General features: G+C 66.8%; 12 protein-coding genes and 3 pseudogenes. 6 read left to right on the top strand and 9 right to left on the bottom strand.

Annotation, left to right across the window (positions count from 1 at the left end; genetic code table 11):
- The first annotated feature begins 157 nt into the window (after nt 1-157).
- Entirely contained in the window at nt 158-1,258 is a 1,101-nt protein-coding gene (gene zapE / locus DBY63_RS02940) for a cell division protein ZapE (protein ID WP_108581234.1), read from the top strand.
- On the opposite strand, the gene DBY63_RS02935 is transcribed toward zapE, so the two are convergent.
- Together DBY63_RS02935 and DBY63_RS24855 are read right to left on the bottom strand one after the other, a co-directional pair.
- The gene (locus DBY63_RS02935) at nt 1,255-2,184 is read right to left on the bottom strand and encodes a glycosyltransferase family 2 protein (RefSeq protein ID WP_108581428.1); all 930 of its coding nucleotides are present in this window, start codon (nt 2,182-2,184) and stop codon (nt 1,255-1,257) included. The two genes, zapE and DBY63_RS02935, sit on opposite strands and share 4 nt — an antisense overlap.
- A gap of 8 nt (nt 2,185-2,192) precedes the next feature.
- Nucleotides 2,193-2,633 carry a GtrA family protein gene (locus tag DBY63_RS24855; RefSeq protein WP_223855411.1) on the bottom strand — a complete coding sequence of 147 codons (441 nt, stop codon included), beginning with the start codon at nt 2,631-2,633 and terminating at the stop codon, nt 2,193-2,195.
- A gap of 141 nt (nt 2,634-2,774) precedes the next feature.
- Here DBY63_RS24855 and DBY63_RS02925 point away from each other — a divergent pair, with 141 nt between their 5' ends.
- The 4 genes and pseudogenes from DBY63_RS02925 to DBY63_RS25140 all read left to right on the top strand — a co-directional run.
- The gene (locus tag DBY63_RS02925) at nt 2,775-3,638 is read left to right on the top strand and encodes an MBL fold metallo-hydrolase (protein WP_108581232.1); all 864 of its coding nucleotides are present in this window, start codon (nt 2,775-2,777) and stop codon (nt 3,636-3,638) included.
- A gap of 299 nt (nt 3,639-3,937) precedes the next feature.
- A pseudogene (locus DBY63_RS25145) lies at nt 3,938-4,072 on the top strand (general stress protein); the annotation flags it as partial.
- 68 nt (nt 4,073-4,140) lie between these two features.
- A pseudogene (locus tag DBY63_RS25365) lies at nt 4,141-4,233 on the top strand (hypothetical protein); the annotation flags it as partial.
- A pseudogene (locus DBY63_RS25140) lies at nt 4,217-4,453 on the top strand (general stress protein); the annotation flags it as partial. The pseudogenes DBY63_RS25365 and DBY63_RS25140, both read left to right, overlap by 17 nt.
- 64 nt (nt 4,454-4,517) lie before the next feature.
- On the opposite strand, the gene DBY63_RS02910 reads toward DBY63_RS25140, so the two are convergent.
- Together DBY63_RS02910 and DBY63_RS02905 are read right to left on the bottom strand one after the other, a co-directional pair.
- Nucleotides 4,518-4,970 (bottom strand): YetF domain-containing protein, encoded by a 453-nt coding sequence (locus DBY63_RS02910; protein WP_108581231.1) that lies wholly within the window; start codon nt 4,968-4,970, stop codon nt 4,518-4,520.
- A 9-nt stretch (nt 4,971-4,979) separates the two neighbouring features.
- On the bottom strand, nt 4,980-5,471 hold the full coding sequence (locus DBY63_RS02905; protein ID WP_108581230.1) for a hypothetical protein: 492 nt from the start codon (nt 5,469-5,471) through the stop codon (nt 4,980-4,982).
- 107 nt (nt 5,472-5,578) lie between these two features.
- On the opposite strand from DBY63_RS02905, the gene DBY63_RS02900 reads away from it, so the two are divergent.
- Nucleotides 5,579-6,028, top strand: coding sequence for a DMT family transporter (locus DBY63_RS02900; RefSeq protein ID WP_255211831.1), 450 nt, complete (start codon nt 5,579-5,581; stop codon nt 6,026-6,028).
- A 2-nt stretch (nt 6,029-6,030) separates the two neighbouring features.
- Here DBY63_RS02900 and DBY63_RS02895 read toward each other — a convergent pair whose 3' ends face one another.
- The 5 genes from DBY63_RS02895 to amn all read right to left on the bottom strand — a co-directional run bounded on the left by DBY63_RS02895 (nt 6,031) and on the right by amn (nt 14,979).
- Entirely contained in the window at nt 6,031-8,517 is a 2,487-nt protein-coding gene (locus DBY63_RS02895) for a sulfite reductase flavoprotein subunit alpha (protein ID WP_256594353.1), read from the bottom strand.
- A complete protein-coding gene (locus DBY63_RS02890; protein WP_044343107.1) occupies nt 8,517-9,200 on the bottom strand; it encodes a Fe2+-dependent dioxygenase in 684 nt (227 codons plus the stop codon). Before DBY63_RS02890 ends, DBY63_RS02895 begins: the two co-directional genes overlap by 1 nt.
- Nucleotides 9,201-9,262: 62 nt before the next feature.
- Nucleotides 9,263-11,479, bottom strand: a complete 2,217-nt coding sequence (locus DBY63_RS02885) for a TonB-dependent siderophore receptor (protein ID WP_108581228.1) — start codon at nt 11,477-11,479, stop codon at nt 9,263-9,265.
- A gap of 181 nt (nt 11,480-11,660) precedes the next feature.
- Entirely contained in the window at nt 11,661-12,824 is a 1,164-nt protein-coding gene (locus DBY63_RS02880) for a type III PLP-dependent enzyme (protein WP_007159636.1), read from the bottom strand.
- A 682-nt stretch (nt 12,825-13,506) separates the two neighbouring features.
- Nucleotides 13,507-14,979 (bottom strand): AMP nucleosidase, encoded by a 1,473-nt coding sequence (gene amn / locus DBY63_RS02875; RefSeq protein WP_027597180.1) that lies wholly within the window; start codon nt 14,977-14,979, stop codon nt 13,507-13,509.
- Between the last annotated feature and the right edge of the window lie 5 nt (nt 14,980-14,984).

Genomic DNA, 14,984 nt, shown 5'->3' with positions numbered 1-14,984 from the left:
CAGGGCTCCAGACAGGCGAAAAGAGGTGCCGGAAGCGTCCGGCAGGGATCGTCTCGCACTATCGAACCGCGGCCGCCCGCCTTCAAACGCTATAAAGGACTCACGTCATTCCGCCGGGGCATGGTCTGGCGTCAACACGGAGACTAGAGTGGCGACCATGACCACCGCACCCTCCCCCCTCGCCGCCTACCACCACGCCCTGGCCCAGGGCGAACGCCTGCCCGATGCCGCCCAGGAGGCCGCTGTCCTGCGCCTGGAAGCCTGCCACGCGGCGCTGCTGGCGGGTCGGCCGACGCGCGGCCTCTATCTCTGGGGGCCGGTCGGGCGCGGCAAGACCTGGCTGCTGGACCTGTTCCACGCCAGTCTGCAGGTGCCCGCCCGCCGGCAGCACTTCCACCACTTCATGCGTTGGGTGCACCAGCGTCAGTTCCAGCTTGCCGGCACCCGCGATCCCCTGCAGGTGCTGGCCCGGGAGCTGGCCGCCGAGGTGCGGGTGCTGTGCTTTGACGAACTCTTCGTCAGCGACATCGGCGATGCCATCCTGGTGGGCGGCCTGCTGCGCGCCCTGCTGGACCAAGGTCTGGTGCTGGTAATCACCTCCAACCAGCCGCCGGAGCAGCTCTATGCCGGCGGCTTCAATCGCGAGCGCCTGCTGCCCGCCATCGCCGCCCTGCAGGCACACCTGGAAGTGCTGGAGGTGGACGGCGGCCAGGACCACCGCCTGCACCAAGGCCAAGCCGAACCGCGCTTCTGTGTGGACGATCCCACCGCCCTCGCCACGACCTTTGCCCGCCTCACCGCGGGGGAAGCCGTGACGACCGCGCCCCTGATCCTCGGCGAGCGCCCGCTGCCCGTGGTGCAGCGGGCCTCCAGCGCGATCTGGCTGGATTTCGCCGTGCTCTGCCAGGGCGCCTGGGCCACCACCGACTACATGGATCTCTGCACCCGCTTCCCCGCCCTGTTGCTGAGCGGCGTGCCCTGCCTGTCCGGCGATCCCCGTGCGGGCCGCATCGCCCGCGGCACCGAAGACGGCGCGACGCGGGTCCTGGCCGGCGACCGCGAACTGCCCCGCCTGGCGCCCCAGGACGACGCCGTGCGCCGCTTCATCGCCCTGGTCGACGAAGCCTACGACCGCCGCCGCCCGCTCTACCTGGAGGCCGCCGTGCCCCTGGATCAGCTGTACACCCGCGGCTTTCTGGAATTCCCCTTCCGCCGCACCCTGAGTCGCTTGAAGGAGATGCAGCAGGCGCGGTACTAGGCATCGCGCTTTGCCCCGCGCTTGAGCACATAACGCGGTCGCCGCTTGGTCTCGATATAGATGCGACCGATGTACTCACCCAGTACACCGATGCCGATCAGTTGGACACCACCAAAGAACAGGATGGCGGTCATCAACGAGGGATAGCCGGGTACCCGGTTGCCAAAGGCCAGTTTCTCGAAGATCAGATAGCCGGCGTAGGCCAGGGACACCAGGGCGACGAAACCTCCCAGGTAGGTCCAGAGTCGCAGCGGCACGGTGCTGAAGGAGGTGAAGCCCTCCAGCGCCAGGTTCCACAGTTTCCAGCCGTTGAACTTGCTCGAGCCGGCACTGCGCGGCGCGCGCTCATATTCCACCACCCGGGTGTCGAAACCCACCCAGGAGAGAATGCCCTTCATGAACAGGTTGCGCTCGGGCAGTTCGCGGATGGCGTCTACCACCTCGCGACTCATCAGCCGGAAATCGCCGACGTTCTCTTCGATGGGCGTCTGCGCGATGCGATTGTGCAGGCGATAGAAGCCCTCGGCGGTCAGCCGCTTGAGCGGGCTGTCGCTGCTGCGATTGACGCGCTTGGCCAGCACCACGTCGGCGCCCTGCTGCCACTGTTCGAGCAACCGCGGGATGACGTCCAGAGGGTCCTGCAGATCTACGTCCAGCGGTATCACCACGTCACCCTTGGCGTGCTCGATGCCGGCGAACAGCGCCGCCTCCTTGCCGAAATTGCGCGACAGCTGCAGCAGCACCACGCGCGGATCTTCTCGTTGCAGGCGCTCCAGCACTCGGGCGCTGCCGTCGCGGCTGCCATCGTCAACGAACAACAGCTCCAGGTCGTGCCGCGACAGCTCGGGATGGATGCAGACTGCCTGGTAAAAAAGCGCGATAGCCAGCTCTTCATTGAAGACCGGCACCACCAGGGAAAGCTTCACGGCATCGCTCATCGGAACACCCACAGGGACGACAGCAGATAGCTGAATACCGGCACCAGGGCGGTGGCGGCAAGGAGCGCATAGAGGACCGGCACACCGCAGGCAAGCAAGCCGGTCAGCAGCAAATTGTTGAGGCCAAAGCCGGCCAGCGCCACCAGCAGGAAGCGCCAGGGCGAGCCGGCACGGGCGAAGGTCAGATAGCGATGACCCAGATAGGAAACGCCGAAAGCGACCAGAAAGGCGCCCAGGTTGGCGATATAGGCTGGCCAATTCCATCCCCCCAACAGCAGGGCAGCGACGGCCATGTGTACTCCAGTGGCCGCAGCACCGACGAGGGCGAATCGCAGGGGCCGCGCCGCCGACTTGGCCAGGGATCCGGATGTAGACACGCTTGACCTCGATGCAGCGGCGATTGACCGGCGAACGTTACCTCGGAGGTATCGAAACATCCTGTTGCATCCGTTGCAATTCCGTTGCCGGGCGACGAACGGTCTGCGGTAGTCCATACGGGCTGCGGCGTCGAGGCACGCCGCGGAGCGGCGGAGCCCCGTGGTAAGGTGGGACATCCCACAGCTTGACGAGGCCCGGTCATGACTCCGCGCATCGAACCCTTCTTCGACGCCACCACGTCCACCTTCACCTATGTGATCTACGAAGCCCCCGGCAGTCGCTGCGCCATCATCGACTCGGTGCTGGACTACGATCCGCATTCGGGCCGCACCGCCACCCTGTCGGCGGATCGCGTCGCCCGCTTCGTGCGCGATCAGGGGCTGACGGTGGAGTGGCTGCTGGAGACCCATGCCCACGCCGACCACCTCTCCGCCGCGCCCTATCTGCGGCGGCAACTGGGCGGGCACATCGCCATCGGCGAGGGCATCCGCCGGGTCCAGGGCGCCTTCAAGGACGTCTTCAACCTGGAGCCGGAATTCCGCCTCGACGGCTCCCAGTTCGATCACCTGTTCCAGCCCGACGAGGTCTTCCACATCGGCGCCCTGACCGCCCGCGCCTTGCACGTGCCCGGCCACACTCCGGCCGACATGGCCTACCAGGTGGAAGAGGAGCATGTCTTCGTCGGCGACACCCTGTTCATGCCCGATGTCGGCTCGGCGCGCTGCGACTTCCCCGGCGGCAGCGCTCGCGACCTCTATCGTTCGATCCGCCGGCTGCTGACCCTGCCCGAGGCCACGCGCCTCTATCTGTGCCACGACTATCCGCCCGCCGGCCGCGAAGCGCGCCACGAGACCACCGTGGGTGAAGAGCGCGCCCTCAACGTGCATGTCCGCGACGGAGTGGACGAAGACGCCTTCGTCGCCCTGCGCACCCGCCGTGATGCCACCCTGTCCATGCCGACGCTGATCCTGCCGGCGATCCAGGTGAACATCCGCGCCGGCACCCTGCCGCCCGCCGAGGCCAATGGTCGCCGTTACCTGAAGATTCCCATCGACGGTTTCTAGAATCGTTGCCACCCGTCGTACAAGGTAAGAGCCACAGGCATTGGACGCAGCGGCGCCGCTGCGTCCAGGCTTTTTCACTTCGCACAGCTTCTCTGCTCCGTCCAACCCAGCGGCAAGGTTGGACAGCGCCTCGGCCGAATTTAGATACAGACCTGGTAGTGGCCCATGGCCTGCGACCACCCATCCCCTGGCCGGGAAACCTCGCCGCGTCCGCTCCTCAATACCAGGGCAGGCAATGTGTTCTGCACTACATTCCCAAAAGAGGTAGAGCGACCATGACCACCAAGAATTCGAACTCCAATCCCGGCAACTTCGCCAATGATCGCGAAAAGGCTGCCGAGGCCGGGCGCAAGGGCGGCCAGAACAGCGGGGGCAACTTTGCCAACGATCGCGAGAAAGCCTCCGAAGCCGGACGCAAGGGTGGTAGCCGCTAGGCGCTTCCCTCCTTGTAGCGGAGCCACGTCCGGGTGGACCCGGCTCCTTCGTCCCACGATCAAGAGGAATTCACGATGAGCACCAACAACTCCAATCCCGGCAACTTCGCCAACGATCGCGAAAAGGCCGCCGAAGCCGGCAGCAAAGGTGGGCAGAACAGCGGGGGCAACTTCGCCAACGATCCCGAGCGCGCCGCCGAGGCGGGCAGCAAGGGCGGACAGAACAGTGGTGGCAACTTCGCCAATGACCCCGAGCGCGCCGCCGAAGCCGGGCGCAAGGGCGGCGAGAACAGTGGCGGCAACTTCGCCAATGACCGTGAGAAAGCCTCCGAGGCCGGCCGCAAGGGCGGTCAGAACAGCGGCGGTGGCGGCCAGCAGTAATCCGGCCTGATCCAGGCCAGGGCGAAGGGCAGGCTCATCCTGCCCTTCCTGCTTTCACGTCCGGTCACTTTTCTTCCGGCTCGGGTATCACCGAGATCTGGCCGTTCTTTTCCAGCACCGCGAAGCGGATCTGCTCCAGCCGTTCCAGCCCCTGACTCTGCCGCGCCGCCTCGAGGATGTCTTCCTCGGTGAGGCGGGCCTTGCGCAGTCGCTCCGTCAACGGCTTGCCGTACTCCACCACGATCAGCGGCACCCCGTCGAGAAAGCGCCCGACCCGGGGCGAACGCTCCTTGAACAGCGACAGCAGGATGTCGATCAGCACCAGGGTGGCGATCACCACGAAGGCATTGATCACCGAGAAATCGTCGCCTAGCAGCGCCTGCTGGGTCGCCTCACCGATCACCAGCAACAGGACGAAATCGAAGGTGGTGATCTCCGACAGCGCCCGCCGTCCGGTGATGCGAAACAGCACCAGCAGAAAGGCGTAGAGGGCGGCGGCGCGCAGGACGGATTCCATGGCAATTCCCTAGGGATAGATGAAGGCGGAGAGTGCCAGCGGTGGCTGGCCGGCTCGCAGAATGCGCCAGTCGACGGTGCCCAGGCGGTCCGGGCGCAAGGCGAGGTGCAGTCGACTCGACCCCGTTCCCGGTGCCAGATCGAGCCAGAGCACCCCGTCGCTGCTGGTCATGCGCAGCGGCTGGGGATAGAGGGCTTCCACCGTCCAGTCGGCCACCAGGCGTTCATCCAGGCCGATGCGGTCGAGGCCGGGTGCCAGTTCCAGGGTCAGGGTCGCCGGCGCACCGCGGCGCTGGAAGCGCTCGTATTCGACCCGGAGCTGGCCATCCGCGCTGACCCGGGTCGCCGTGGCCCAGGGCCCGCCGCTGGCAAACAGGCCGGCCAGGGCCAGGGCGACGAACAGGCCCAGCAACACCCAGCCCAGCCGCTCGCAGCGCCAGATCCAGCGTTGCAGGCCCGGCTCCTCGCGGATTGGCAGAGGCTTTTCCACCCGTGGCGTCATGGCGGTCGCTCCGCAATTCGATAGAGCTTGGAGCCCGACCGGAGGTCGCCGGTTCGACCGCTTCGCCCACCCACTGGGGCATACTGCGCCCCCTTTTTCCTGGAGTCCTGTCGATGCCCGTCTGGTGGCTGCTCGTCCTGCCCTTCATCGCCGGTGCCTGCCTGCCGCTGCAGGCCGGCATCAACGGTCAACTCGCCCGGCACCTCGGCAGCGTCTTCGCCGCGGCGTCCATTTCCTTCATGGTCGGTCTCGTCGCCCTGCTGGGCCTGACCCTCTGGCAGCGTGGTGTCCCTACCCTGGGTGTCCTGCGCGACCTGCACTGGTGGCACTGGTGCGGCGGCCTGCTGGGCATGTTCTTTATCGCCATGGCCGCCTTCGCCGGGCCGCGCATCGGCGCCACCCTGTTCATGGCGCTGGTGATCGCCGGGCAGCTGGCCATGTCGCTGAGCCTGGATCACTTCGGCTGGGCCGGCTTTCGCCAAGATCCGGTCACCCTCGGCAAGCTGGCCGGCGTGGCGCTGATCGGTGCTGGCGTCTGGTGCATCGCCCGGGCCTAGGCCTAGTAGAGATCGCGACGGTAGCGCTGTTCGTCGGTCAGCCGCTGGACCTCGGCCTCGCCGAGCAGCGCCGCCAGGGTCGCCTGGACACTGCGCCCCAGGCCCGGCAGGCTGCCGCAGACCATGATCACGGCATCCGCCGCCAGCCAGTCCAGCAGCCGCTTGCGCTGCTCACGCAGGCGGTCCTGCACATAGCCGTCGCCGTCCCGCGAGAACACCCGGTCCAGACGGGCCAGCTCGCCCCGCGCCTGCCAGGCATCCAGCTCCGCCCCATAGAAATCGTCGTGGGCCGCCGTGCGTTCGCCGAACAGTAGCCAGTTGCGCCGGTACCCGGCGGCGATACGCGCAGCCAGCAGCGGGCGCACCCCGGCCAGTCCGGTACCGGCAGCGATCAGGATCAGCGGGCGCTGGTCCAGCGGCGGTCTGAAGCCCGGATGGGCGCGGAGCCGCGCCTGCACCGCATCGCCCGGCCTCAGCCCTGAGGTCAGCCAGCCGGAGGCGATGCCCAGGCGACCGTCCGCCTTGCGCTGCTGGCGCACCAGCAATCGCAGCGCGCCTTCATCGGGCAACGAGGCGATGGAGTACTGGCGCACGGCGAGTGGCACCAGAGCGTCGAGTAGCGCCTGGGCGTCCAGGCCCGCCAGCGCGGCCTGGTCTTTCGGCAACAGGCGGGTGTCCAGGGCCGCGGCGAGGGTCTGGCTGACGCCGTCGCCCACCACCACGCTGTCCGCGGCCAGCCCCAGGGGCGACAACCAGGCCGCCACGCGCTCGGCGCCCTGGCGCGGCGCAATTTCGAGGATATCGCCGGGTGCCCAACTGCTCTCGGGCGGCGGCAACAGCTGCAGCTCGAAGACGGCTCCACCGGGGCTGCCGGCATTGAGCGGCTGCACCGCTAGCAGCGGCCAGGCCCGCAGTGGCCGCTCGACCGCTGGCTCGATGGCCACGGCGCCCAGGGCCTGGAGTCGACCCTGCCAGAGCGCGAGCGCCCGAGCGTCGCCATTGTCCACCTCCACCGGGGCGAACAGCGGCCGCGCGCCCTGCCTGGCGAGCCAGGCATCCAGCCGCCGGGCGAAGGCGCAATAGGCCGGGTAGCGGCGGTCGCCCAGGGCCAGCACCCCGAAGTTCAGATTCGGCAGCGCGGTCTGGGTCAGCATCCGTCGTTCGAAGCCACGGGCGGCGTCCGGTGCCTCGCCATCGCCGTGGGTGGCGACGACGAACAGCGCCTGGGTGGCCTGCTGCAGGCGCTCGACCGAGAGCCGTCCGAGTGCGACCACTTCGGCGCTGAGTCCCGCCGCCTGCAACTGGCCGGCGGCCTGCCAGGCCAGCGCCTCGCCCTGGCCGCTCTGGCTGGCATAGCCGATCAGCCAGTCGGCGGCGCCCGGCGTGGCCGGCAGCAGGCCGCGCCGGGCCTGGTGCGCCTGGCGACGCTTGCGGCGGCGGTCCAGATAGAGCCAGAGGCCGGTCACCATGAACAGCGGCATGGCCAGGCTGGCGAGCGCCAGGGCCACCCGTCCGGCCAGACCGAAATACTCGCCCGAATGCAGCGCATAGACGCTGAGCAGCAGCCGAGCGCCGAGCGGCTGTTCGCTGTAGCGGCGGTGATCGAACACCCGTCCCGCACCATCGAAGACGATGCGATTGAGGGCACGGACATGCTCGGCCTCGTCGGGCAGGTACCAGAGGGTCGGCTGACTGACCTTGCGCGCCGGATTGGGCAGCAGCAGGCCATAGCCCTCGACCTGTCCGCCGGTTTCCTGCCGAAAGCTCTGCCAGAGCGCATCCAGGTCCACGTCCTGGCGCGCCACCACGCCGCTGATCCGGGGCTCCGGCGCCTCCCCCAGCAATCGCTCGCTGGCCTGGCGATACCAGTCATAGGACCAGTACAGACCGGTCAGCGCCGCCAGCAGATAGACCAGCAGGCACCAGGTGCCCGCCACGGCGTGCAGGTCCCAGTGGAAACTCCGCCCCCGGCGCGCCCAGTCGAGGGTCAGCCAGGTGCGCCAGCGCCCTGCCTGGCGCGGCCAGCGCAGATAGAGGCCGGACAGGCAGAGCACCAGCAGGATCAGGGTGGCGGCCCCGGTCAGGGCCTTGCCTACCGGTCCCAGGGCCAGGGAGCGGTGCAGGTCCAGGACCAGGCGAAAGAATCCCTGGCCGCGCGGCGCCTTCAGCACCTCGCCGGTGTAGCGATCGAACAGCAGCACCTCGCCACGGCCCTGGCCGCTCGCCGGCGCCAGGCCGAGCAGGCCGTAGCCCTCCCCCGCCATGCTGGAGACGAAGCTCAGCTCCCGGTCCGGCGGCACGAGGCGCTGCCGCACTTCCGGCAGTGTCAGCGGGCGCTGGTCCGGCGTCGCGGCGGTGGGCGGCGGATTGAGCAGTTCCAGCAACTCCAGCTGAAAGCTGTAGAGCGCCCCCGTCACCCCCAGCACCACCAGCACCAGGCCCGCCGCCAGCCCGAGCAGGCTGTGCAGCTGGAACAGACCCCCGCGGATCAGGGCTGGGCCCACAGCCGCAGGAGGTTGTGATAGACACCGGTCAGCTGCAGGCAGGCCTCGTGGCCCTGCCCCAGCTCGGCCGCCGCCCGCTGGATACCCTGGTCCAGTTCGAACAGCTGGCCGCGCTGGCCGGCGTCGCGCACCAGGCTCTGGATCCAGAAGAAGGAACACAGCCGGGTACCGCGGGTGACCGGCAGCACCCGGTGCAGGCTACTGGCCGGATAGAGGATCAGATCGCCTGCCGCCAGCTTGACGCTGTGGGCGCCATAGGTGTCTTCCACTACCAGCTCGCCACCGTCGTATTCGTCCGGCTCGGAGAAGAACAGCGTGGCCGACAGATCGGTGCGCAGGTAGCCGCTGCCATCCGGTAGCGGCCGCAGGGCATTGTCCACGTGCAGGCCAAAGGACTGGCCGCCCTGGTAGCGATTGAACAGCGGCGGAAACACCCGTGCCGGCAGCGCCGCGGCGACGAACAGCGGATGCCGTGCCAGCGCCTGCTGGATCAGCTCGCCCACCGCGCGCGCCGCCGGCTCGTCCGCCGGCAGCTGCAGATTGTCCTTGGCCATGGCCGACTGGAAACCGGCCGTGTGCCGGCCATCGGCCCAGGCGGCCGCCTCCAGCCGCTCCCGGCATTCCCTTACCTGCTCGGGCGTCAGCACGCCCGGAACGCTGATCATCATGGTGATTCCCCTCTAACGCCGAAAGCCCTGCGCAGGCAGGGCTTCGGTTGCTGCAGGCGACCTCAGAAGCTGTAGGTCGCGGTCAGGATGGCGGAACGGGCATCGCCGTATTCGATGGCCGACGACCGGGTGCTTACGCCCAGTTGCGAGCGCACCCGCTCCACATAGTCCTTGTCGAAGACGTTGTTGACGTTGAGCTGCAGGTCGACGTTGCGATTGACGCGATAGCCGACCATGGCGTTGTGCAGCCAGTAGTCGTCGAGCTTGGCGCCGTCGTTGCTGGAGGTGACGTTGCGCTCGCTGACGTAGCGGGCGCCATAGCCCACCCGCCAGCCGGCCGGCAGCTCATAGGTGGTCCAGAGATTGAGCGAACGCGGCGGAGTGTTGGCCAGCGCCTGGCCTTCACGATTGCGGCCGTCCAGGGTGTCGGCGGCCTTGAGCGTCTCGCTGTCGAGGAAGGTGAAGTTGGCGTAGACGTTCCACTGCGGAGTGATCCGTCCGGTGGCGCCCAGCTCGATGCCCTGCACGCGCTGCTTGCCGGCCAGGGCGGTGCTGCCGTCGACCAGGGTTTCCCGCGCATTGCTCTTCTCGACGCGGAACAGCGCGCCGTCCAGCTCCAGGCGCTTGTCGAGGAATTCCCACTTGGTGCCCAGCTCCCAGGTCTTGTTCTTTTCCGGACCCAGATCCTGGTTGGCGGCGCTCAACCCGGCGCCGGTGGAGGTCAGGCTTTCCGCCGAGGGATTGAAGGAGGTGCCATAGGCCACGTAGACCCGGCCGTTCGGAGCCGGCTTGAACACCAGGCCGGCGCGCCCGCTCAACTTGGCGTCATCGGAACTGAGCTTGGTCTTGGCGCCGCGCACGCCGTTGGCGACCGGGGTGGTGTCGCTGTCGCCATCGAACCAGTCGTAGCGCAGGCCCAGGTTCAGATCCCAGTAGTCGTTGAGGGCAATGGTGTCGAAGGCATAGAGCGCCTTGTCGGTCAGCACGTTGTTGGCGATGGCCGAGGTCTGCTTGTCGGTCGCGCCGTCATAGCGCTCCGGCGGCGCAGCCAGGGAATAGCCGGCGGCCGGGAAGGTCAGGCCATAGCTGTAGGTGTCGCGGTCGTAGTCCTCGCGGGAGAACTCGGCGCCCAGCACGAAGGAATGACCCAGGCCGAAGGTATCGACATTGCCGGTCAGGTTGGTCTGGTTGATCCACATCTCCGAGGTCACGTCGCGGCCATAGCCCTGGGGACCGGCCGGGCGATAGCGACCCGCGGCCACGCCACCCAGGTTGACGTGGGACGCCGAGATCACCACGTCGCGCTCGATGCGGCTGTAGCGGGTCAGGTTCTGCAGACTCAGGTTGTCGTTGAAGCGGTGCTCCAGCTCCACGGTGAAGACATTGTTGTTGATGTCTTCCTTGTCGATGTTCTTGAAGCCGAAATAGGCATCGCGATCCACCCCGCCCAGGCGCTTGCCGTTGAGCGCCGGCACCCCGTAGTCGGGCTGGTTGTTGTCGGTCTGATGGAAGTAGCTCAGGGTCAGGCGGGTATCGTCCGACAGGCCCAGGGCCAGCGACGGCGCGATGCCCCAGCGCTCGCGATCGATCTGGTCGCGGCCGGGCACGTCGTTCTCGTGCGCCATCAGATTCAGGCGGAAGGCGCTGTCGGTACCCACGCCCTGCAACGGCTGGTTGGTGTCCAGGGTCAGGCGGCGATAGCTGTCGGTGCCCAGGCCCGCGCCGATGCGGGTGAACTGGCGCTCCTGGGGCTTCTTGCTGATCAGGTTGATGGAGCCACCGGTGGTGCCGGCGCCGCCGAACACCGAGTTGGGGCCCTTGATGACCTCGACCGACTCCAGGTTGAAGGTGTCGGTACGGTTGGTCTGGGTGCTGTCGCGCAGGCCATCGATCTGGATGTTCGAGTTGGCGCTGAAGCCGCGGATATTGATGCTGTCGCCGGAGCCACCACCGCCCTCGCCGGCGTTGAAGGTGATGCCGGACACGTTGGACAGCACCGATCTCAGACTCAGGGCCTGCTGGTCCTGGATGACCTGCGCCGGCACCACGGTGACGGTCTGGGGGGTGTCCAGCAGGGGCGCGGTGTACTTGCGCGAGGCGGACTGCTCGGCCTTGAAGCCTTCCTGCTGCGCCTGACCTTCGATGGTCAGACTTTCCAATCGGGTCACCGGCTCCTTGGCGTCCTGGGCCTGAGCCCCGAGGGACAGCGAAGCGACGGCGACACTGAAGGTAGAAACCAGCAAACGGCGCTGGGACAGCGAGGACATTTCCTTGGACATGATGGCGGGCCGCCTCCTTATGTGAATGCGGCGCGATTCTATTTGCAAACGATTATCAAATCCATAGCGAATGTAAATTATTCTTAACAATCCGGAAAACCGCCTGACACAGGGCTTTTCCACAGGCATGAAAAAGCCCGCGTCCCTGATGGGACGCGGGCTCGACTACCGCGGGAAGACCTTAGAGGTAGAAGGCCTTCAGCGGCGGGAAGCCGTTAAATTCCACCGCGCTGTAGCTGGTGGTGTAGGCACCGGTGGACAGCCAGTACAGGCGGTCACCGCTGGCCAGGTTCAGCGGCAGGCCGTACTTGTAGTGCTCGTACATGATGTCGGCGCTGTCGCAGGTCGGCCCGGCGATGACGACTTCTTCCATCTCGCCCTTCTTCTCGGTCCAGATCGGGAACTTGATGGATTCGTCCATGGTTTCGATCAGGCCGGAGAACTTGCCCACGTCGGTGTAGACCCAGCGCTCGACGGCGGTACGCGACTTGCGCGCCACCAGCACCACTTCGCTGACCAGGATGCCGGCGTTGGATATCAGCGAACGACCCGGCTCCAGGATGATTTCCGGCAGTTCGTCGCCGAAGTCTTCCTTGAGGAAGCGGATGATCTCCTCGGCATAGGTCTCCAGGCTGTTGGTGCGCTGGATGTAGTTGGCCGGGAAGCCACCGCCCATGTTGATCATCTTCAGGGTGATGCCGTCTTCTTCCTTGAGGCGCTCGAAGATCACCTTGACCTTGGCGATGGCGGCGTCCCAGACGTCGATGTCGCGCTGCTGGCTGCCGACGTGGAAGGAGATGCCGTAGGGCTCCAGGCCCAGCTGGCGGGCCAGGATCAGCAGATCCAGGGCCATGTCGGGCTGGCAGCCGAACTTGCGCGACAGCGGCCAATCGGCGGAGTTGGAGCCTTCGGTGAGGATCCGCACATAGATGCGCGAGCCCGGGGCGGCCTTGGCGATGTTGCGCAGGTCGGCCTCGGAGTCGGTGGCGAACATGCGCACGCCCTTCTCGTAGAAGTAGCGGATGTCCTTGGATTTCTTGATGGTGTTGCCGTAGCTGATACGCTCCGGCTCGACCCCGGTGGACAACACTTTGTCCAGCTCGTAGATGGAGGCGATGTCGAAGTTCGAGCCCTTGTCGCGCAGCAACTCGGTGATCTCGATGGCCGGGTTGGCCTTGACCGCGTAATAGATCTTGGCGAACGGGAAGTTGCCAACGAGATCGTCATAGGCCCGGCCGATGGTGGCGGTGTCGATGACGACGAAGGGGGTTTCCTGCTGGTCGGCGAAGGCCTTCATCTTCTGGAAGGTTTCGCGAGAATAGTAATCTTCGACCTTGATGGACATGCGTCGGACTCCCGATGGGCAGAACAAATTGAAGGAGGGGGTGTTCTGAACGCCTAATCCGTTTCCCCACTTTGGTTCGCCTACTTCCCAAGGCACATCGCCGAAAGCAAAAAGGTCAACGCGTACTGGCGTTGACCTCGCTGTCTCGTCGTCGGTACTTGAGCCGGATGGATCGTTTCCAGCATGGACGTTCGGGCGCGAACTTTAGGGCCAGACGCCTCAGAGATCAATGTTAAATCCATGATCTTTACCGAACGGTGACGCGCACGGACTCACCCCTCTCCTGCAACCGACCGGAGCGGGCGCCGAGATGTTCCTGGGGGGCGATGACAGGAGGTTTCCACGCGGGGAATCAAGAGGCCGGACAGCGCCATCGTCGGGCTTTGACGGTAGCGCTGGGCGATCACGGCCATGGGCCGCTCCTACAGGCACGAAAGCAACCGTAGCATCGGCCGCATTGGCGGACCGCCATGATCGCGATCAGTCCCTTGCCACCGTAGCGTGGAAAACGGCGCAGCCTTTTCCACTGAGACTTTCGATGCCGAGGCGTGCCCTCACCCCAGCCCTCTCCCAGAGAGAGAGGGGGCCATCCGCGCGACTCTGGACCAATCGAGCTGGGGCTCATCGCCTTACCATAAGTCTGGTTGAGCGCAGCGAAGCCCAACAGGCCCAACCTCAACCCTTACCGGAACGGCGGCTCGTCGAAGCTACGCAGCTTACGCGAGTGCAGGGAGTCGAGCTGGGTGCGCAACTGGTCCAGGGCAGCGATGCCGATCGCCAGGTGCTGGCTCACCGCGCGGGCATAGAAGGCGTTGGCCGAGCCCGGCAGCTTGATCTCGCTGTGCAGGGGCTTGTCGGAGACGCACAGCAGGGTGCCGTAGGGCACCCGCAGGCGATAGCCCTGGGCGGCGATGGTGCCGCTTTCCATGTCCACCGCCACGGCGCGCGCCAGGTTGATCAGCGGGCGTTCCTGGGCCCAGCGCAGCTCCCAGTTGCGGTCGTCGTAGGTCAGCACGGTGCCGGTGCGCAGGCGGCGCTTGAGCGCCTCGCCGCGTTCGCCGGTGACGCTGGCGGCGGCTTCCTGCAGCGCCACCTGCACCTCGGCCAGGGCCGGGATGGGGATGTGCGGCGGCACCACACGGTCGAGGATGCCGTCGCGTCTCATGTAGGCGTGGGCCAGCACATAGTCGCCGATGGTCTGCGACTGCCGCAGGCCGCCACAGTGGCCGATCATCAGCCAGCAGTGCGGACGCAGCACCGCCAGGTGGTCGGTGATGTTCTTGGCGTTGGACGGGCCGACGCCGATGTTGACCAGGGTGACGCCATGGCCGTCGCCGGCGATCAGGTGGTAGGCCGGCATCTGGAAGCGGTGCCAGGCGATGGCGGCGATGACCGCCTGGGCCTCGGTCGGGTCCATGTCGCGTTCGATGATGACGTTGCCCGGCAGCACCAGGCGCTCGAAGCGCGGATCGCTGCGCAGCTGCTCCAGGCCGTGCTGGATGAACTGGTCGACGTAGCGATGGTAGTTGGTCAGCAGGATCCAGGGCTGCACGTGGCGCCAGTCGCTGCCGGTGTAGTGGACGATGCGGCGCAGCGAGAAGTCGGTGCGGGCGGCGTCGAACAGCGCCAATGGCAGCGGATCGATGCGCTCCCAGTCGTAGTGGCCGTCGGCGATGTCATCGTGGGCGGCGGAGAGATCGGTGCTGGGAAAGACCCGCGCCAGCTCGGCCGCGGTCACGCCACTGCCGGCCAGTTCGTCGCCCTGCTCCACCACATAGGGATAGGGGATGTCCTGGCGACTGCGACCGATCTCGACCTGGACGTCATAGTCGCGCATCAGCGGTTCGAGCTGTTCCAGCAGATAGCCGCGAAAGGCCGCCGGATGGGTCACGGTGGCCACATAGGTGCCGGGTAGCTGGATCTTGGCGTAGGCGCGGGTGGTGGCCGGCGGCACGCCGGGGGCGCGATAGCGGATGCGGATCTCGGGATAGCGGAACAACTCGCGCTCGGCCGCGCTGGGCTCGACGCGATCCTTGAGATAGCGCTTGAGGGCGGCATCCAGGGCCTGGGTGGCCTCCTGATGCAGCGCCGCGAGACGGTCCACCGCCTCGCTGGCGGTGGCAACGACGGTGAAATCCTCGGGTACGGAGGTCATGCAAG

This window comes from Pseudomonas sp. RIT411, from assembly GCF_003057735.2.
Lineage (GTDB): Bacteria > Pseudomonadota > Gammaproteobacteria > Pseudomonadales > Pseudomonadaceae > Chryseomonas > Chryseomonas oryzihabitans.
This window is presented reverse-complemented; position numbering and strand designations above follow the sequence as displayed.

Excerpts from the sequence above, each read along its gene's own strand:
- zapE (WP_108581234.1), top strand. The coding sequence starts at position 158 with ATGACCACCGCACCCTCCCCCCTCGCCGCCTACCACCACGCCCTGGCC.
- DBY63_RS24855 (WP_223855411.1), bottom strand. The coding sequence starts at position 2,633 with ATGTTTCGATACCTCCGAGGTAACGTTCGCCGGTCAATCGCCGCTGCA.
- DBY63_RS02925 (WP_108581232.1), top strand. The coding sequence starts at position 2,775 with ATGACTCCGCGCATCGAACCCTTCTTCGACGCCACCACGTCCACCTTC.
- DBY63_RS02910 (WP_108581231.1), bottom strand. The coding sequence starts at position 4,970 with ATGGAATCCGTCCTGCGCGCCGCCGCCCTCTACGCCTTTCTGCTGGTG.
- DBY63_RS02905 (WP_108581230.1), bottom strand. The coding sequence starts at position 5,471 with ATGACGCCACGGGTGGAAAAGCCTCTGCCAATCCGCGAGGAGCCGGGC.
- DBY63_RS02890 (WP_044343107.1), bottom strand. The coding sequence starts at position 9,200 with ATGATGATCAGCGTTCCGGGCGTGCTGACGCCCGAGCAGGTAAGGGAA.
- DBY63_RS02885 (WP_108581228.1), bottom strand. The coding sequence starts at position 11,479 with ATGTCCAAGGAAATGTCCTCGCTGTCCCAGCGCCGTTTGCTGGTTTCT.
- DBY63_RS02880 (WP_007159636.1), bottom strand. The coding sequence starts at position 12,824 with ATGTCCATCAAGGTCGAAGATTACTATTCTCGCGAAACCTTCCAGAAG.
- amn (WP_027597180.1), bottom strand. The coding sequence starts at position 14,979 with ATGACCTCCGTACCCGAGGATTTCACCGTCGTTGCCACCGCCAGCGAG.